Annotated in this window: 18 protein-coding genes and 1 tRNA gene; 15 read left to right on the top strand and 4 right to left on the bottom strand. The window is 72.4% G+C overall.

The genetic code is table 11. From position 1 onward, the window contains the following. Position 1: 1 nt before the first annotated feature. The 3 genes from BCL76_RS40030 (at position 2) to BCL76_RS29455 (ending at position 4,434) form a co-directional block, all read left to right on the top strand. Positions 2-1,873: an SPFH domain-containing protein gene (locus BCL76_RS40030; RefSeq protein ID WP_258309961.1), complete on the top strand. Its 1,872-nt coding sequence runs from the start codon at positions 2-4 to the stop codon at positions 1,871-1,873. 212 nt (positions 1,874-2,085) lie between these two features. Beyond that, entirely contained in the window at positions 2,086-2,679 is a 594-nt protein-coding gene (locus BCL76_RS29460) for a lytic polysaccharide monooxygenase auxiliary activity family 9 protein (RefSeq protein WP_109782518.1), read from the top strand. Between the two features lie 48 nt (positions 2,680-2,727). Then, positions 2,728-4,434, top strand: a complete 1,707-nt coding sequence (locus BCL76_RS29455) for an AMP-binding protein (protein WP_109782411.1) — start codon at positions 2,728-2,730, stop codon at positions 4,432-4,434. Positions 4,435-4,468: 34 nt separating this feature from the next. Here BCL76_RS29455 and BCL76_RS29450 read toward each other — a convergent pair whose 3' ends face one another. Next, entirely contained in the window at positions 4,469-5,335 is an 867-nt protein-coding gene (locus BCL76_RS29450) for an AraC family transcriptional regulator (protein WP_109782410.1), read from the bottom strand. Positions 5,336-5,532: 197 nt separating this feature from the next. On the opposite strand from BCL76_RS29450, the gene BCL76_RS29445 reads away from it, so the two are divergent. From BCL76_RS29445 to BCL76_RS29435, 3 genes are all read left to right on the top strand, one after another. Next, a complete protein-coding gene (locus tag BCL76_RS29445; RefSeq protein ID WP_181382783.1) occupies positions 5,533-6,837 on the top strand; it encodes a sensor histidine kinase in 1,305 nt (434 codons plus the stop codon). Beyond that, on the top strand, positions 6,801-7,475 hold the full coding sequence (locus tag BCL76_RS29440; RefSeq protein WP_109782409.1) for a response regulator: 675 nt from the start codon (positions 6,801-6,803) through the stop codon (positions 7,473-7,475). The genes BCL76_RS29445 and BCL76_RS29440 overlap by 37 nt, the downstream gene beginning before the upstream one ends. Before the next feature lie 45 nt (positions 7,476-7,520). Beyond that, positions 7,521-7,594: transfer RNA gene (locus tag BCL76_RS29435), tRNA-Lys, on the top strand. Positions 7,595-7,695: 101 nt separating this feature from the next. On the opposite strand, the gene BCL76_RS29430 is transcribed toward BCL76_RS29435, so the two are convergent. After that, positions 7,696-8,454: an IclR family transcriptional regulator gene (locus tag BCL76_RS29430; protein WP_030012142.1), complete on the bottom strand. Its 759-nt coding sequence runs from the start codon at positions 8,452-8,454 to the stop codon at positions 7,696-7,698. A 250-nt stretch (positions 8,455-8,704) separates the two neighbouring features. On the opposite strand from BCL76_RS29430, the gene BCL76_RS29425 reads away from it, so the two are divergent. Together BCL76_RS29425 and BCL76_RS29420 are read left to right on the top strand one after the other, a co-directional pair. Next, on the top strand, positions 8,705-9,847 hold the full coding sequence (locus BCL76_RS29425) for an LLM class flavin-dependent oxidoreductase (RefSeq protein WP_109782408.1): 1,143 nt from the start codon (positions 8,705-8,707) through the stop codon (positions 9,845-9,847). 255 nt (positions 9,848-10,102) lie between these two features. Next, positions 10,103-11,800, top strand: a complete 1,698-nt coding sequence (locus tag BCL76_RS29420; RefSeq protein WP_109782407.1) for a glycosyl hydrolase family 18 protein — start codon at positions 10,103-10,105, stop codon at positions 11,798-11,800. A gap of 72 nt (positions 11,801-11,872) precedes the next feature. On the opposite strand, the gene BCL76_RS29415 is transcribed toward BCL76_RS29420, so the two are convergent. Further along, on the bottom strand, positions 11,873-12,325 hold the full coding sequence (locus BCL76_RS29415; protein ID WP_109782406.1) for a MarR family winged helix-turn-helix transcriptional regulator: 453 nt from the start codon (positions 12,323-12,325) through the stop codon (positions 11,873-11,875). 73 nt (positions 12,326-12,398) lie between these two features. Between BCL76_RS29415 and BCL76_RS29410 the strand changes: the two genes are divergently transcribed. The 4 genes from BCL76_RS29410 to BCL76_RS29395 all read left to right on the top strand — a co-directional run bounded on the left by BCL76_RS29410 (position 12,399) and on the right by BCL76_RS29395 (position 14,730). Beyond that, positions 12,399-12,818: a DUF1398 domain-containing protein gene (locus BCL76_RS29410; protein ID WP_109782405.1), complete on the top strand. Its 420-nt coding sequence runs from the start codon at positions 12,399-12,401 to the stop codon at positions 12,816-12,818. Positions 12,819-12,909: 91 nt separating this feature from the next. Then, on the top strand, positions 12,910-13,758 hold the full coding sequence (locus tag BCL76_RS29405; RefSeq protein ID WP_109782404.1) for a helix-turn-helix domain-containing protein: 849 nt from the start codon (positions 12,910-12,912) through the stop codon (positions 13,756-13,758). Further along, positions 13,718-13,954 (top strand): DUF397 domain-containing protein, encoded by a 237-nt coding sequence (locus tag BCL76_RS29400; protein WP_109782403.1) that lies wholly within the window; start codon positions 13,718-13,720, stop codon positions 13,952-13,954. The genes BCL76_RS29405 and BCL76_RS29400 overlap by 41 nt, the downstream gene beginning before the upstream one ends. A 5-nt stretch (positions 13,955-13,959) precedes the next feature. Next, positions 13,960-14,730 (top strand): alpha/beta fold hydrolase, encoded by a 771-nt coding sequence (locus tag BCL76_RS29395; RefSeq protein WP_109782402.1) that lies wholly within the window; start codon positions 13,960-13,962, stop codon positions 14,728-14,730. Positions 14,731-14,755: 25 nt separating this feature from the next. On the opposite strand, the gene BCL76_RS29390 is transcribed toward BCL76_RS29395, so the two are convergent. Further along, positions 14,756-15,742, bottom strand: a complete 987-nt coding sequence (locus BCL76_RS29390) for a helix-turn-helix domain-containing protein (RefSeq protein WP_109782401.1) — start codon at positions 15,740-15,742, stop codon at positions 14,756-14,758. Between the two features lie 266 nt (positions 15,743-16,008). On the opposite strand from BCL76_RS29390, the gene BCL76_RS38625 reads away from it, so the two are divergent. Genes BCL76_RS38625 through BCL76_RS29375 form a run of 3 tightly spaced genes read left to right on the top strand, consistent with a single transcriptional unit; the run spans position 16,009 to position 17,698 of the window. Beyond that, the gene (locus BCL76_RS38625) at positions 16,009-16,191 is read left to right on the top strand and encodes a hypothetical protein (RefSeq protein ID WP_146228441.1); all 183 of its coding nucleotides are present in this window, start codon (positions 16,009-16,011) and stop codon (positions 16,189-16,191) included. A gap of 5 nt (positions 16,192-16,196) precedes the next feature. Beyond that, positions 16,197-16,472 (top strand): hypothetical protein, encoded by a 276-nt coding sequence (locus tag BCL76_RS29380; RefSeq protein WP_109782399.1) that lies wholly within the window; start codon positions 16,197-16,199, stop codon positions 16,470-16,472. A gap of 20 nt (positions 16,473-16,492) precedes the next feature. Continuing rightward, on the top strand, positions 16,493-17,698 hold the full coding sequence (locus BCL76_RS29375; RefSeq protein ID WP_109782398.1) for a peptidase S1 and S6: 1,206 nt from the start codon (positions 16,493-16,495) through the stop codon (positions 17,696-17,698). Positions 17,699-17,772 lie beyond the last annotated feature (74 nt).

Here is a 17,772-nt window from a genome sequence, read left to right as displayed (position 1 = left end):
GATGTTCCCCACGCGCACCACATCGACCACGGGCACCCTCCGCGTGCCGCCGGCCGGCCCGATGGCGGTCCGGCCGGCGGATCCCGCCCCCGCCCCCGCGCCTGCCCCCGTACCCATGCCGACGGCCGCGCCCGCACCCCCTTCCGTGTGGGCCGCGCAGCCGATGCCCGCCCCCGCCCCCGCGCCGCTGCCCGTGCCGGAGCCCGCGCACGCGGCCGTGGCCGTCGCGGCGCCGCGCGAGACCGTCCCGGCGAGCCCGCCGCCGGCCCTGGTGGGCGGCCCGGCCGCGGCGGAGCACGCCGGTGCGGCCGAGACCTCCTTCGGCTGGGCCGCGGCGCCGGCCGCCCGCCCGGCGCCCGAGCCGCAGCACGGCCGGGAGGTGCCGGCGGCCCGGGCCCACCCGTACGACGAGGGGGACCAGGGCGCCGCCGACCCGGTGGCCACGGCGGTCCTGGACATCCCGCACCCGCAGGAGCCGGAGGTCCCGGCCGCCGGCGTGGCGACCCTGCGCCTGCGCACCGCCGCGCCCGAACCGGTGGCCGCGCCCGAAGCCACGCCCGAGCAGGAGACCGGGTTCGATCCCGAGCCGGAGGCCGAGTTCGATTCCGAACCGGAATTCGATCCCGAGCCGGAATTCGATCCCGAACCCGAGCCTGAGCACGAGTTCGAGCCCGAGCCCGCCCCCGAATCCGCTGACGCGCGGCCGCATTCCGGCGTCCCCGGACCCGGCCCGGTCGAGATCGTCGCCCAGGCGGTGGCTCGCGGTCTGGGCGAGGGGGGCGCCGAGCCGGACCTCCCGTACCCCGGAGCCCACCGGGGCACCGCCGTCACCGAGGTGCCGGTGCACCTCCCGTTCCGCGGTACCCGGCAGCTGCCGGTGGTCGCGGCACCCGTACCCGTACCCGCCCCCGCGGCCGCCCGGGCCACCCCGCCCGCCGCCCGCGCCCCGCGTCCCGCCCCCGGCCGCCGCGTTCCGCGCGGCGACGACCGGCTCCGCGAGCACCGCGGCCCGGTGCTGCCCGGCTGGGTCGGCGTGGCCGTCGGCGGGCTGGCACTGGCCGGCTGCGCGGCCGTGCTCTGGCGCGCCGGGGTCGTCCCCGCCCCCCTCGTGGCCGCCTTCGGGGCGGCCCCCCGCGCCTACCACGGCCTGCGCGCCACCCACTGGCCGCCGCTCGCCTTCCTCGGCATCGTCGCCCTCGTGTCACTCGGCGGCCTCGGCCGGGTCCGCACCGGCCACGCCTGGGTGCTCACCCTCTTCGGCCGCTACCGCGGCACGGTCCGGCGTACCGGCCTGACCTGGGTGAGTCCGCTGCTCCTGCGCCGCCGGGTCGACGTACGCCTGCGCCACTGGCGCAGCGACCCGATGCCCGCCGTGGACTCGGGCGGCCTCGCCCTCCAGGTCGTCGTCCAGGTCGTCTGGCAGGTCAAGGACACCGCACGCGCCACCCTGGCCGTCGAGGACCACACGGACTACCTCGCCGAGCAGGTCGAATCGGCGATGGCCCGCGTGCTCTCGCAGCTGCCCGCCGACGCCTTCCACGAGGACGCCCCGACCCTGCGCGACGCCGAGGCCGTCGGTGACGCGCTGACCCGGATGCTGGCCGCCGAGACCGAGGCGGTCGGGATCGAGGTGTTCTCGGCCCAGCCGACCCGGATCGAGTACGCGGCCGAGGTGGCCGAAGCCATGCGCCGCCGCCGGGTCGCGGCGATCGACGCCAAGCACCGGGACACCGTGCTGACCTCGGTCGTGGACGCCGTCGACGACACCGTCCACCGGCTGACCTCACGCGGGCTGGTCGAGCTCGACGACTACGAGCGCAAGGCGCTGGTGAAGGACCTCACGGTCGCCTTCTACACGGGCCGCTCCGAGTAGGGCGGCGGCGTAGGGGGCCGGCGAGGCCGGGAACGCGCGGGAGAACGGGTGGCCGGAAGGTGACGGACCACCCGTTCTCCCATTGGTATGGACATGGCCAACTCTCGTCAATAATCTGGGACTTGGTCTAGACCTGATCCCCACACGCGCGCGCTCTCACCGAACTCCCCCCACGTTCAAGGAGCATCATGCGTCCCATCCGCATGCCCAGAATCCCCCGGCGGGCCGGCGTCGCCGCGCTCGGCCTCGGCCTCGTCGCCGGCATCACCCTCGTCACCGCCCCCGCCGCCAGCAGCCACGGCTACACCGACACCCCGATCAGCCGGCAGAAGCTCTGCGCCAACAGGACCGTCTCCGACTGCGGCGCGATCCAGTGGGAGCCGCAGAGCGTCGAGGGCTTCAAGGGCTTCCCGGCCGCCGGCCCCGCCGACGGCAAGATATGTTCCGGCGGGCTCCCGCAGTTCGCCGAGCTCGACAACCCGCGCGGCGGCGCCTGGCCCACCACCAAGGTGACCGGTGGGCAGAGCTACTCCTTCCGGTGGCAGTTCACCGCCAACCACTCCACCACCGACTTCAAGTACTACGTCACCAAGGACGGCTGGACCGGCACCAAGGCCCTCACCCGCGCCGACCTCGAACCCCAGCCCTTCCTCACCGTCGCCTACAACGGCGCCCGCCCGTCCATGACCACCGTCCACCAGGGCGCCATGCCGAGCGGCAAGACCGGTCGGCACCTGATCCTGGCCGTCTGGACCGTCAACGACACCCCGATGGCCTTCTACGCCTGCTCCGACGTCCAGTTCTGATCGTTCCACCGTTCAGTTCTGACGTCACGTCAACTACCCTCCGGCGGCATGCGGACGACGACTGCACCTGACACCGTCGCGGAGCTCGTAGCGCGCCGATGGGGCGACCACCGGCCCGGGCTGATGTACGAGGACGACGCCGAACGGCACGTCCTCAGCCACCACCGGACCGCCCAGGAGGCCGCCGCACGCGCCGCGCTCCTCGTCGACCTCATGCCCCCGGGGGCCGAGCCGCACCTCGGGATCCTGCTCGACAACACCCCCGAGTTCCCGTTCTGGCTCGGCGCGGCGGCCCTCGCCGGGGCCGCCGTCGCCGGGATCAACCCCACCCGGCGCGGCCCCGAGCTGGCCCGCGACATCCTGCACACCGACTGCCGGATCCTGATCACCGAGCGCGCCCACCTGCCGCTGCTGCGCGGCCTCGACCTGCCCGGCGTCCGCGTCCTGGTCACCGGCACCGAGGAGTACGAGGCCCTGCTCGCCCCCTACGCCGCCGCCAAGCCCGGCGAAGCCGCCCTACGGCCGCCCGCACCCGACTCCCGCCTCCTGCTCTACTTCACCTCCGGCTCCACCGGCGCCCCCAAGGCCGCCATCTGCACCCAGGGCCGGCTCGCGGCCGCCGGAGCCGCGCTGGCCCGCCAGTTCACCGTCACGCCGGACGACGTCCACTACATCTGCATGCCGCTCTTCCACGGCAACGCCGTCATCGCCGACTGGCTGCCGGCCCTGGTCGGCGGGGCCCCGGTGGCGCTGCGCCGCCGCTTCTCGGCCTCCGCGTTCCTGGACGACGTACGGGCGTACGGGGCCACGTACTTCACCTACGTCGGGCGGGCGATCCAGTACCTGCTGGCCACCGAACCCCGCCCCGACGACCGCGCCCACACCCTGCGGCTCGGCTTCGGCACCGAGGCCGGGGCGGTGGACGCGGCCCGCTTCGCCGAGCGGTTCGGGGTCCGGCTGGTGGAGGGCTACGGCGCCACCGAGGGCGGCGCCTCCGTCCAGCGCACCCCGGACACCCCGCCGGGCGCCCTGGGCCGCGCCGGTGCGGGCGACGAGCTCGCGGTGATCGACCCGGCGACGGGCGCGGAATGCCCGCCCGCGGTCCTCGACCCGGACGGCCGCCTGCTCAACGGCTCGGCGGCGATCGGCGAACTGGTCAACCGCGGCCGCAGCCTCTTCGAGGGCTACTGGCGCAACCCCGACGCGGAGGCCGACCGCACCCGCGACGGCTGGTACTGGACCGGCGACCTCTTCTTCCGCGACGCGGCCGGCTTCCTCTACTTCGCGGGCCGCACCGACGACCGGCTCCGCGTCGACAGCGAGAACCTCGCCGCCGCGGTGATCGAGAACATCCTGGCCCGCTGGACGGACGCGGCGGCGGTCGCCGTCTACGCCGTCCCGGACGAGGTCGCGGGGGACCAGGTCATGGCGGCCCTCGCCCTGCGGGACGGCGCGACCTTCGACCCGGACGCCTTCGCGGCCTTCCTCTCCCGCCAGCCCGACCTCGGCACGAAGATGGCCCCGCGCTACGTCCGCCTCGTCGCCGCCATGCCGACCACGGCGACGAACAAGATCCACCGGGTTTCCCTCCGCCAGGAGGGCTTCCACTGCGCGGACCCCGTCTGGCACCGCTCCCCGGCCGGAGCCGACGGCTACCGCCGCCTGGACGAAGCCGCCCTCACCGCCCTCCTGGCGACCTACGAGGCCCAGGGCCGCTCCGACCTGCTGCGCCGGCCACGGACACCGGGTCCGTGACCGGGCCCTGACCCCGTCGGGGCAGGCCGACGCCCTAGTCGTCGGCCCGCACCACCGGGATCCACAGCTCCGCGTCCGCGTGCGTGCCGTCCGGCGACACCCGCGTCCGCGAGAGCGACGGACCCGGGCGGCTCCGGTACGGGTTGGACGGGAACCACTGCGTGTACACGTCCCGCCAGAGGTGCTGGACCGCCAGCGGGAACTCACCCGAGGACTCGAACACCGCCCACGTACCCGGCTCCACGTCCAGGCTCTCCGAAGCCCCCGGCACGTCCTCGTCGCTCAGCACCCCGTGGAAGTAGTCCAGTTCGGTGCCCTCCGCGTCCTGCGCGGCGTGGTTGCCGACCACGGCCAGCACACCGCCCGGCTCCCCGGACCCGGCCGCCTCCCACCGCCCCAGTGTCTCCTTGCCGATGCCTTTGACGAACTCCACGATGGCCGGGTTCATCCCCTCGTAGACCAGCGGGATCCGCGTCCCCCTGCCCACGAGCCGGAACCCGTCCTTCTCCACCACCCGGTACCGCATGCTGCTTCTCCCTTCGACGATCAACCGGAAGGACATCCGTGGCTGGGAGCGCAGTGCCGCGCCCGTCCGCCGCGCCTCGCCGGGGCCGACCCCGTGCACGGCGCGAAAGGCCCGCGCGAACGCCTCGCCCGAGCCGTACCCGTACCGCACCGCGACGTCGAGCAGCGTCCGCCGCCCGTCGAGCACCTCGGCCCCCGCGAGCGTCAGCCGCCTGCGGCGGACGTACTCCGAGAGCGGGATGCCCGCCAGCGCCGAGAACATCCGGCGGAAGTGGTACTCCGACGTCATGGCGATCCGCGCCAGCTCGGCCGCGTCGACGGGCTCGTCGAGGTGCTCCTCGATGTGGTCCATGGCCTGGTTCAGCCGCTCCAGCACGTGTGGCCGTCCTTCCCTTGTCGATCTCCACGCTAGGGAGGTCCCACTGTGCCGGACCCGACTTCCTGTGCCCGGTCCGGTCGGGTCGGCCCCACGTCCCCGCCGCCGAGCCGGGAGCCGGGGGTAGGGCCAGGGCTACCCCCGGGACGCCCGCAGGAGGTATCCCGCTCCGCCGGGCCCCCGGATAGCTTGCCCGTATGGACGATCAGCCCCGCACCCCCTGGCAGGCCCTGGCCCGCGGCCGGTACCTGCGGTCCGCCTGGCCCTGGCGATCCGCCGGGTACCTCGCCGGGAGCGCCCTCACCGGGATCCCCGTCCTGCTGGCCGTCGTCCTCCTCGCCGGGGCGGGCGCCGCGCTCGGCCTCGTCCTCGTCGGCCTGCCGCTGCTCGCCCTGCTCTGCCTGGTCGGCGTACCGACCGGCGCCGTCGAGCGCCGCCGGCTGCGCCTGATCGACCGCACACCCGCCCGCACCCCCCACCGCACGCCCGCCGAGCCCGGCCTCCTCGCCTGGGCCCGGCTGCGCTACCGCGAGCAGGCCACCTGGCGCGAGCTCGGCTACGCCGTCCTGCACGGCCTCCTGCTCTGGTGGATCGACCTGGCCGCCGTGGCGGCCCTCCTCGGCCTGCCGCTGCTGCTGCTCACCACCCCGCTCCAGCTCGCCCTGGCGCCCGACGGCGAGGTCAAGGTGATCAAGCTCTGGCTGGTCACCTCCTACCCGGCCGCCTTCGCCTTCGCCGCCGCCGGGGCCGTGCTGCTCCCCGCCCTCCTCCATCCGCTCGGCGCGTTCGCCGGGGCCCGCGCCGCCCTCACCCGCGCCCTGCTCGCTCCCCGCGAGCGCGAACTCCAGGGTCGGCTCGCCGAGGTCACCCGCTCCCGGGCCCGGCTGGTCGACGCCTTCGAGGCCGAGCGCCGCCGGATCGAGCGGGACCTCCACGACGGCGCCCAGCAGCGGCTCGTCGCCCTCACCATGACCCTCGGCCTCGCCCGCCTCGACGCGCCCCCGGGACCGCTCGCCGACCGGCTCGCGACCGCCCACGACGAGGCCGGCAAGGTCCTCGCGGAACTGCGCGAGCTGATCCACGGCATCCACCCGCAGGTCCTCTCCGACTACGGCCTCACCGGCGCCCTCGCCGACGTCGCCGAGCGTTCCGCCGTCCCCGTGGACGCCGATCTGAGCGCCGACCTGCCGCGCCTGCCGGAGTCCGTGGAGGCCGCCGCCTACTTCGGGGTCTGCGAGGCGCTCGCCAACGTCGGCCGGCACAGCGGCGCGGCCCGCGCCGCCCTCACCGCCCGGCACACCGGCGACGCCCTGCTCATCGACGTCACCGACGACGGCCGCGGCGGCGCCGATCCGGCCGCCGGCTCCGGGCTGACCGGACTGGCCGACCGGATCGCGGTCCTCGATGGCACACTGACGATCACCAGCCCGCCCGGCGGCCCGACCGTTCTGAGCCTGGAGATCCCGTGCCCGGTGACCAGCCCTCCCGCGACGTGTCCCTGAGGATCGTCCTCGCCGAGGACGGGGTCCTGCTGCGCGAGGGGCTCGTAGGCCTGCTGACGCGTTTCGGCCACCGGGTGGTGGCCGCCGTCGGGGACGCGGACGAGCTCCGCACCGCCGTGGCCGCCCACGACCCGGACATCGTGGTGACCGACGTACGGATGCCCCCGGGCCTGGCCGACGACGGGCTGCGCGCCGCCGTGGAGCTGCGGGCCGCCCGCCCGGCCCTGCCGGTGCTGGTGCTCAGCCAGTACGTGCAGCGCTCGTACGCCGCCGACCTGCTGGACTCCGGGGACGGCAGGGGCGTCGGCTACCTGCTGAAGGACCGGGTCGGGCAGGTGGAGCAGTTCCTCGACGCGGTGGTCACGGTGGCCGGCGGCGGCACGGTGGTCGACCCGGAGGTCGTACGCCAGCTGCTGCGGCGGCGGCGCGATCCGCTGGCCGCGCTGACCCCGCGGGAGCGGGAGGTGCTGGGCCTGGTGGCGGAGGGGAAGTCGAACGGGGCGATAGCCCGGGAGCTGGTGGTGTCCGAGGCGGCCGTCGGCAAACACATCGGGAACATCCTGGGAAAGCTCGACCTGCCGCCCGCCGAGGACACCCACCGCCGGGTCCTGGCGGTCCTCGCGTACCTCCGCGGCTAATGGTTTTGAGCACCCCTGAGGACCAGGTAGTATTTTCTCTGTCAGGCGCCGCTAGCTCAGTTGGTTAGAGCAGCTGACTCTTAATCAGCGGGTCCGGGGTTCGAGTCCCTGGCGGCGCACCTGTACTTCGGGCGGTTTCCGGTATCACCGGGAACCGCCCGAAGTGTTTTCCGGCTTGTCCGGGCCCCTCCGGGCCCGGCCGCAGGCCCCGCCGCTCGCCCTAGAGCGTGAGCGACAGCAGCAGCGGTGCGGCCTTCCGGTTCAGGGTGTCCGCGGCGGCCCGCAGTCGGTGCGCGTGCTCGACCGGCATCGACAGGGCCAGGCAGCCCACCGAGGCCCCAGCCGTGATCGGCACCGCCGCGCAGACCGTACCCACGGCGTATTCCTGCAGGTCCAGCATCGGCACGGTGGCGGGCTGGGCGTCCAGCTTGGAGAACAGGATCCGCTCGTTCACGATCGTCTTCGACGTGAGCCGGGCGATCTTGTGTCGGGACAGGTGGTCGCGTCGTCCGTTCAGGTCCAACTGCGTCAGCAGGCACTTGCCGACCGCGCTGGCGTGTGCGGCGGAGCGGAAGTCGACCCACTCGTGCACCTTCGGGGTGCGGGGACTGTCCGCGAACTGCGTGATCCTGACCTCGCCGTCCACGTACCGGCTGATGTAGACGGCCGCGCCGACCGAGTCGCGCAGCCGGTCCAGGGTCTCCTGGAGCTTGTCGGTGAGCGCCTGCTGCCGGTCGATCCCGGAGCCGAGCAGGACGAGGGAATCCCCTATGGCGTAAGCACCGTCGGACACCTGCAGGACGTATCCCTCCCGGCGCAGCATGAGCAGCATCGGAGCGAGATGGGCTGCGGGCAGGCCGGTCTCACGCGCGATCTGCACGTCCGTCACACCACCGGTGTGACGTGCGATCGTTTCGAGTACGCGTAGTGCGTACTGCACCGAGTGGAACGGCGCGGTCGGCTCGGGCTTCAGCGCCACGGTTTCCCCCTAGCAGGTTGTTACCGCTTGCCCTACCACGATAGCCATCAAGAGGCCCATGTGGAGCGCCTGTTGAGGAGATTGATGGCTCAATCGGATCTATCTGCCTGGATCTACTCCACTGGCATATGCCAAGGTCATGCGCGACATCGCTCAGCGCCGGGAATGCCCTGCGGCCGTCCACGGTTCGAGTTCTTCGTACGGTGTCGCACTGATGTCGTACGGACCGGAGAGCGAAACGGGAGCGACGATGAGTGACGCAGGGGACGACGTACGGGGCGACGCGAGCGGGAGCGGCGAGGCGAACCGGAACGCGGGCAACGGGATCCGCGCCACCGCACAAGGCCGGGCGACCGTACCGCTCTCCGTCCTGGACCTCGTCACGGTCGGCTCGGGCAGCACCGCCCACGCCTCCCTCCGCACCAGCGTCGAGATCGCCCGCCTCGCCGAGTCCCGCGGCTACCACCGCCACTGGGTCGCCGAGCACCACTCCATGCCCGGCGTCGCCAGCTCCTCGCCCGCCGTGATCCTGGCCCACCTCGCCGCGCACACCTCCCGCATCCGGCTCGGTTCCGGCGGGGTCATGCTGCCCAACCACGCCCCGCTCGCCGTCGCCGAGCAGTTCGGCACCCTGGAGGCGCTCGCCCCGGGCCGGATCGACCTCGGACTCGGCCGCGCCCCCGGCACCGACGGCCGCACCGCCGCCGCCCTGCGCGGACCCGGGCGCCTGGACGAGGCCGCCGACGAGTTCCCCCGGAGCCTCGCCGAGCTCACCCGCTTCCTCGACGACGACTTCCCCGACGGGCATCCGTACGCCCGCGTGCACGCCGTACCGGGCCCCGTCCAGGGCCCCGCCGGCCGGCCGCCGATCTGGCTGCTCGGCTCCTCCGGCTTCAGCGCCCGCCTCGCCGGCGAGCTCGGCCTCCCCTTCGCCTACGCCCACCACTTCTCGGCCGCCGGCACCCTGCCCGCGCTCGACCTCTACCGCCAGAGCTTCCGCCCCTCGGTCGTCCTCGACGCCCCCTACGCCGTCATCGGCGTCTCGGCGCTCGCCGCCGACACCGCCGAGGCGGCCGGCGCCCAGGTGCTCACGGGCGCCCTGTCGATGCTGCGCCTGCGCACCGGACGGCCCGGCCTGATCCCGACGCCCGAGGAGGCGGCCGCGTACCCGTACTCCTCGCCGGAGCGGGAGTTCGTCGACAGCTGGCTCGCCAACGTCGTCCACGGCACCCCGGACGAGGTGCGCACCGGGCTGGACGACCTGGCGAAGCGGACCGGCGCGGACGAGCTGATGTTGACCGGCAACGCCCACAGCGGGGCTGCCCGGTTGCGCTCGTACGAGCTCATCGCGGATGCATACGGCATGCCCGTGGAGGCGCCCGCCGCGGATTGACGGCGCACGAACGGCGTTTTGCTGGTTCGTTGCCGAAACCTTGCGCGGAGCTGCCTGAAGGCAGCCTTAAACCGCTCGTCACCCGGGGTGGCGAGCGGTTTCTGATGTGCGCTCAGGTCTCTGACTTGGGGAAATGGCGCGTGAGTGGTCTAGTCCTTCTTTGGTCCGAACCATTGACGTGGGGGTGGCGTGATCGCTATCACTTCTCTCACCCGAACCGCTTGAACTCCCCTCCCACCCCCACGGAGACAGCTCATGCACATCCGTAAACCACTCCTCGCTGCCGCCGCCACGGCCGCGTTGGCCGCCGGAGCGCTGGCCTCCTTCGCGGGACTCGGCACCGCCCAGGCCGCCGACGCCTCGACCGGCGCCGCGGCGGGCGGCGTCCGTATCGCCTACTACGACCAGTGGAGCGTGTACGGCAACGCCTTCTACCCCAAGCACCTCGACACACGTGGCATAGCGGGCAAGTTGGATGTCATCAACTACTCGTTCGGCAACATCCACCCCACCAACCTCACCTGTTTCGAGGCGAACAAGGCGGCGGGCGACGACAACAACCCCAACGCCGGTGACGGCGCGGGCGACTCGTACGCCGACTACCAGAAGTCCTTCAGCGCCGCCGACAGCGTCAGCGGGGTCGCCGACAAGTGGGACCAGCCGATCGTCGGCGTCTTCAACCAGTTCAAGCAGCTGAAGGCCAAGTACCCCCACCTGAAGATCAACATCTCGCTGGGCGGCTGGACCTACTCCAAGTACTTCAGCGACGCGGCGAAGACCGACGCCTCCCGCAAGAAGCTCGTGTCCTCCTGCATCGACCAGTACATCAAGGGCAACCTGCCGGTCGAGGGCGGTTACGGCGGCCAGGGCGTCGCGGCCGGCATCTTCGACGGCATCGACATCGACTGGGAGTACCCGGGCTCGTCCGGCGGCCACCTCGGCAACCACTACGCCCCCGAGGACAAGCAGAACTTCACGCTCCTGCTCAAGGAGTTCCGCGAGCAGCTCGACGCCTACGGCCAGGCCAACGGCGGCAAGAAGTACATGCTGACCTCGGCGCTCCCGGCCGGCCAGGACAAGATCAAGTACATCGAGACGGACAAGATCGGCGCGTACCTCGACTACGCGAACATCATGACGTACGACATGCACGGCGCCTGGGACAGCGACGGCCCGACCTACCACCAGTCCCCGCTGTACTCCCCGGCGGGCGACCCGACCGACCCGATCGCGCCGGGCACCCAGAAGTACAGCATCGACAACGCCATCGACTCCTGGATCGACGGCAACCCGGCCTACGGCATCACCGGCGGCTTCCCCGCCAACAAGCTGACGCTGGGCTACGAGTTCTACTATCGCGGCTGGAAGGGCGTCCCCGCCGGGGCGAACAACGGCCTCGCCCAGTCCGCGACCGGCGCCTCCGGTGCCCGGCCCACCAGCCAGCAGGCCGGTATCGCCAACTACAAGGAGCTCGGCGGCCTCGTCGACAACGCGGCGACCAGCTTCTGGGACGACCAGGCCAAGGCCTCGTACTTCTACAAGGACGGCGAGTTCTTCACCGGCCTCAACCAGAAGTCCATCCAGGCCCGGGTCGACTACGGCAAGCAGCGCGGCCTGGCCGGCGCGATGATGTACTCCCTGCTCGGCCTGGACAACAACACCACCCTGCTGAACCAGATCTCGGACGCCCTCGGCGGCACCACGGTCCCGCCGACCACGCCTCCGACCACTCCGCCCACCACCCCGCCGACCACGCCGCCCACGACGCCTCCGACCACTCCGCCGACCACGGGCTGCGGCTCGACCCCGGCGTACGTCGCTGGCACGATCTACACGGCCGGCAACGAGGTCGCGCACAACGGCCGCAAGTACAAGGCCCAGTGGTGGACGCAGAACGAGACCCCGGGCACCACGGGTGAGTGGGGTGTCTGGAAGGACCTCGGCGCCTGCTGATCTCCCCCCACCCCGCGCCGAGCGACGCATCCGCCCCGCCCCCACTCTCCCGGGGGCGGGGCGGAGGTGTTCCTACCCGGGCGGGGTTCGCCCGTCGGCCTCGTGGCGGTGCACCTGCTCGATGACGCGGTGCAGCAGGGCGCGTGCGCGGGCGATCTCCTCGGCGGGGATGTCGGCGGTCAGCTCGCGGTGCACATCGGCGGCGCGCACCGTGATCCTGTCCAGCACGAGGTGCCCGTGGGGCGTGAGAGCCAGGAGCGGCGAGCCACGGTGGTCGGGGTTGGGGCGGAAGGCGGCCAGGTCCTCACGGACGAGATCGTTGGCGACGCGCTGCACCCCCTGGCGGGCGATCCCCAGGCGGCGGGCGGCCTGGGCCACGGTCAGCGACTCCTCGGAGACCACGCTCAGCAGCTGCCACCGGGCCTGCGTCTGCCCTTCGGTCGCGGCGATCGCCTCGCCGGACCTGCGCAGCAGTCCCGCCGCCTCGAACACGTCCGCGACCAGCAGGGCCATCTCGTCGGGCATGCCGCCCCGCCTCCTTCGATTGACAACATGATGTCAGTGCGTAAACCTGTTGTCAGTATACGAGGGAGAAACCATGAGCACCGCGATCACCACTCTGCAAGCCGCCCTGGAGCGCGCGGCGACCGTCCGCCCCCAGGTCGGCGGCTTCCCCTACCTCGCCGAGGCCCTGCGCCAGGCCGGCGTGACCCACTGCCGGATGGCCGTGCCGTCGAACGCCATGCTGTACCTCACCGACGCCGGCCCGGTCGCCGTCCAGGGCGAGCCCCTGGTCACCGGCATGATCGACGTCGCGCCGTTCGACCGCGAGGCGCTCATCGCCGCGCTGCGGGCCGACCAGGCGGGGGAGACCACGTTCCCCGAGTTCGTGCGGGGCTGCTGGCAGGCCGGCGTCGTCCGGTACGAGGTCGACCTGAGCGCGCGGACCTGCACCTACTACGGCGCCGACGGCGACAGCTACGTCGAGGCCTACCCGGCGGTCGAGATCGGGATCTGACGATTCCGACCCCGGAGCGTAGGGAAGTCGTTACGCTCGGCCGCAGGCCGAATCCGGCCCCGACCCGCGTTTGCATGGGGGTGACCATCCCTTGGTCCAGGCCCGCGACATCGATCCCAGCGCCTCACCGCTGGACTACTACAGCTACGAGCTGCGCCGATTGAGAGAAGAAGCGGGCCTGAAGCAGGCACAGCTGGGCGCGATCATCTTCTGCACGGGCTCCTTGATCGGCATGATCGAGAACGGCAAACGGGTCCCGACGCGGGACTTCTCGGAGCGGGTGGACGCGGCCCTGGGCACGGACGGGCACTTTTCCCGCCTGGTGGGGCTGGTCCTACGGAGCGTCCTACCGACGTGGTTCCAGGCATACGCCGAGATGGAAGCCCGGGCGGCGTACATCTCCGCCTATCAGCCCCAACTGGTGCACGGGCTGCTCCAGACGGAGGCGTACGCGCGAGCTGTGCTGGCCAGCGGGCTGCCGGACAAGCTCGAAGAGCTGGTCGCGGCCCGCATGGAGCGCCACCGCATCCTGCGGCGGGAGAGGCCGCCGATGGTCTGGGTGGTGCTTGACGAGGGGGTGCTCCACAGGGAGATCGGTGGTCGAGAGGCGATGCGCGAGCAGCTCGTCCACCTGCTGAGCTTCCGTGAGAACCGATGGGTGCAGATCCAGGTGCTGCCCAACTCGGCTGGCGAACATGCCGGTCTCATCGGGGCGTTCAACGCGATGCGGTTCGCCAGCGACCCGGACCTTGTCTACACCGAGGACCTCATCTCGGGGCACACGACGGCCAACCCTGACACAGTCAGGGAAGCCGCCCTTCGTTACGCTCACTTGCAGGCCGCCGCGCTCTCCGTCGAGGACTCGGCGGCGTTGATCACGCGGGTCATGGAGGAGCGTTATGCGGAGCAACCAGAACCTGGCGGGCGCTGTGTGGCGTAAGTCCAGCTACAGCGGGAACACCGGCGGCGACTGCGTCGAGTGCTCTCCGCTCGGCACCGCCGCCTGGCGCAAGGCTTCGTACAGCGGAACCACCGGAGGAGACGGCCGGGTGGCGGTCCGGGACTCCAAGAACCCCGGCGGGCCGGTCTTCACGGTCACGGCAACGGCCTTCGGCGCGTTCGTCCGGAGCCTCTGAACCGGATGCGGGGCTTCTTCGCGGTCGGCGGGCGGACGCTGTCGTACCTGGACTTCGGCGGTCCGGGTGCGCCGCTCCTGGCCCTTCACGGGCACTACAACGAGGCCTCGGCATTCGCGCCGTTGGCCGAGGCGCTGGCGCCGCGCTGGAGGGTGATCGCGCTCGATCAGCGAGGGCACGGCGAGTCCGATCGTGCCGAAGGCTACGAGCGGGACGACTACGTCGCGGACGTCGCCGCCTTCCACCGGCACCTGGACATCGGCCCGGTGCCGGTGCTGGGTCACTCGCTGGGCGGGGTGAACGCCTACCAGTACGCCGCCCGGCAGTCGGATCGGGTCAGTGCGCTGATCGTCGAGGACATCGGTGCGGTGGTGGACTGCGACTGGTCGTTCACCTTGGGTCTGCCCCGCCCGGTGCCGTCGCGCCAGGATCTGGTGGCCGCACTGGGTTCGGCCGCCGCCTATCTGGAGTGTTCCTTCCGCCGTACCGACGGCGACTGGGGGTTCTCGTTCGACGTCGACGACACCGTGGCCTCCCAGAAGGCCCTGGGCGGCGACCACTGGCAGGACTGGACGGCGGTGGCGTGCCCCACCCTGCTGATCCGTGGAACGCGCAGCGATGAGCTGACCGCCGCCCACGCCCGGGAGATGATCACCCGTCGTGCCGACGGCCGGGCGCGTCTCGTCGAGCTGCCCGCCGGACATGTCGTGCACCACGATGCCCCGGCCCGGTTCGCCGCCGCCGTCGAGGAGTTCCTGTCCGCTCCGGGCCGCTGACCTGGCGGGGCGCGAGCCGTCCCTCTCAGAGCCAGCCCTGCTGCGCCGCCTTCAGGCCGGCCTCGAAGCGGCTCGTCGCGTGGAGGCGTTCCATCAGGGCCGCCATCTGGCGCCGGACGGTGCGCAACGACACCCCGAGCCGCTTGGCCGCCGCCTCGTCGGTCATCCCCGACGCCAGCAGCTTGAGCAGTTCCAACTCGGTCGCCGTGGGCCGGGAGTCGCTGGGGCGCGGGCGGTCGGCTCCGAGCGGGACGGCCGAGTCCCACGTCTGCTCGAACAGGTTGACCAGCGAGGCCACGATGCCCGGCGCGCTCGTGCACAGGGCGCCCAGGCGCGAGTGGGCGGGGTCGATCGGGACCACCGCCACCGCCCGGTCGAAGATCAGCAGGCGCGGCGGCAGGAGCGGGCTGGTCCGCACCTGGCCGCCCTCCTCCGTCAGCCACCGGGCGTAGGCCAGCGTCGTCGGATCGTTGCGCGCGCTGTCCTGGTACACCGAGCGCATCTCGATGCCGCGAGCCAGTGCCCGTCGGTCCAGCGGCCGGGAGGACTCCAGGCTCGCCTCCGACAGCGCGCCGCCCGGCAGGATCGCCAGGCATTCCCGGGTCAGCCCGTGGGCGAGCTGCTCCAGCCGGCTCTGGATGGCATCCATCCCCACCAGCCGTTCCGCGCCGTCGACCTCGGTGTTCGGGCTGAGGTCGGCGAACTCGGAGACCACCTGCGCCGCTGCCGCCTTGCTGCGGGCCAGCTCCTGCTGCTGCCGGGCCAGTTCCTCCTCCTGGCGGCGCAGCAGGAGTTCCAGACCCAGCTCGGGCCGTACCGCCCGCAGCGCGCCGGGGCAGTCCCGGGACGGTCTGAGCAGGTCGAGATCGACGAGCCGGTCCAGACCGGCGCGGACCTGGGCCTCGGGGATGCCGAGGCGGGCGCTGAGCTCGGCGATCCCTCCCGACGGGTCGGCCAGCATGCCCCGGTACACGGCTTCCACGTCGGCCCCGAGCCCCAGCGTCTGCAGCATCTCCCAGCCCCCCGGCCGTAGTTGGGCCGTGTTCGGTGAGCGCGGCCACCGCGATCGTAGGCGATGTCTGTCACCAAGGTGCCAGGCCTGTTGGTGCCGGCCGGAACCTCTTCTTCGCGGGGTCCGGGGGCAGCAGCATGGTGACCACCGGGACGGCGGGGACGGAAGTCCCCGACTCAGGCCAGAGCCGCAAGGACGATCCGGATCAGCGCGCAGCACACCGCACCGAACGCATCGCCCGACGCCCCGTGACCCTGGGAGAAGCCATGTCCCGCACCGCCCGCCTCGCCGCTGCCGCCGCCGTCCTCGCCGCCCTCTGCGCCGCTACGGTCACCACCGTCCCGGTGGTCTCCTCCGCAGGTAGCCACCACGTCAGCGCCTCCGCGGAGGACAGCATCAACTGGGACACGGCCCCCGTGTCCGTCGAGGACAGCATCAACTGGGACTAGCCGGCGTGCGCGTCATCCGGGCCTCCCTCGCAGGGCCTCGTACCGATCCGGACCAGGAGGGCGTGCTCGCGCTCGTCTCCGATCTGATCTGGGCCCACACGCCCGCGGCGCACGGACTGGAGCACCTGCGGACCAGAGCCGCCGCCGACGGCGTCCACGTCTACCTCTTCCTGCGGGCCGCCTCCGAAGCCGCGGCCCTCGCCCAGGCCCACGCCATCCTCGACGGCGCCCGCGCCCCGCTGCGGGCGCACGGCTACCGCACCGCCGGGCCGCTCCCGTGACCGTTCCTCAGGAGAACGCAGTGACCACCACCCTCCGTCAGGCTGCCCGCACGAGCGCGGTCGCCGCCCTCTCCACCGTCCTCGGCGCCGGACTGCTCACGGCCGCGTCCGTCGCCACCGCCCCGGCCGCACAGGCCGCGACCACCTGCGGTGGGACCGCCTCGATCTACGGCGTCCTTCCCGACGGGCGGCTCACCTTCAGCACGATCACCCCGGCCACCGGCGCGTTGAAGAAGGTGCGGGTCGGAGCGGACCTGGGGTTCGAGCCCAAGGCGATGGCCACCCTCGACTTCAACACCATCCTGGTGACCTCCACGTCCGGGGCGCTCTACCGTCTCGACGTCCTCACCAACAACGAGTCCCTCGTCCTGGAACGCCCGCCCGTCAAGATCTTCGACAGCGGCTGGACCCACGACAAGCTCGCCTACGACGGCCACGGCCACCTGTACGGCACGGCGGGCGGGGTCCTGCTCCAGTACCTGGTCTCCCAGCCCAAGCCGACCGGCTCGGCGCACATCGGGCAGCGCAAGGAGATAGGGACCGGCTTCGTCCTGAAGACCCTCACGGCCGCCGGGGACGACCGCCTGCTCGCCACCACCTCGGCGGGCGCCCTGTACTCCTACAAGATCAACAGTGACGGTTCCTGGGGTCGCGACGACCTCAAGACCTCCGGCTGGTCCGGCTTCGACCAGGTCGTGTCGCCCGGTGGGGGTCTCTACTACGGCCGGATCGAGACCACGGGTGCCATGTACTGGTACAAGGACGCCGATCCGGCCGACGGCACCGGCGCCGACATCGCGTACCACAACGACACGCCCGTCAACACCGGCGGTTGGACGCAGCAGCTCCTTTCCGCCCAGCCGGCGACCTTCAGCTGCACCACCACCGCGGACCCGCTCGACGGCCGGAACATCCCCGCCGTGAAGGCGGCCGGCCGCGACCTGATGAACAAGCACGACGGCGGCGCCTGGAACAGCACCACCCAGTGGAACTGCCTGGAGCAGCTCTGGGACAAGGAGAGCGGCTGGCGCTACTGGGCCGACAACCCGAACTCGACGGCCTACGGCATCCCCCAAGCCCTGCCCGGCTCCAAGATGGACGCCTTCGGCGACGACTGGCGCACCAACCCGGTCACCCAGATCAAGTGGGGCCTGTCCTACATCGACGGCCAGTACGACACGCCCTGCGGCGCCTGGAACCACTTCCTGAGCCACAACTGGTACTGAGCGGCCCCGAGTCACGCCCGCTCGCCTTTTTCCCCTCACCTCCCCGGCCCGACGCGCGTACGTCAGGGCTGCCC

The organism is Streptomyces sp. CG 926 (genome assembly GCF_003148825.1).
Taxonomy (GTDB): Bacteria; Actinomycetota; Actinomycetes; order Streptomycetales; family Streptomycetaceae; genus Streptomyces.
The sequence above is the reverse complement of the archived record's forward strand: the minus strand, read 5'-3'. Positions and strand labels throughout refer to the sequence as shown.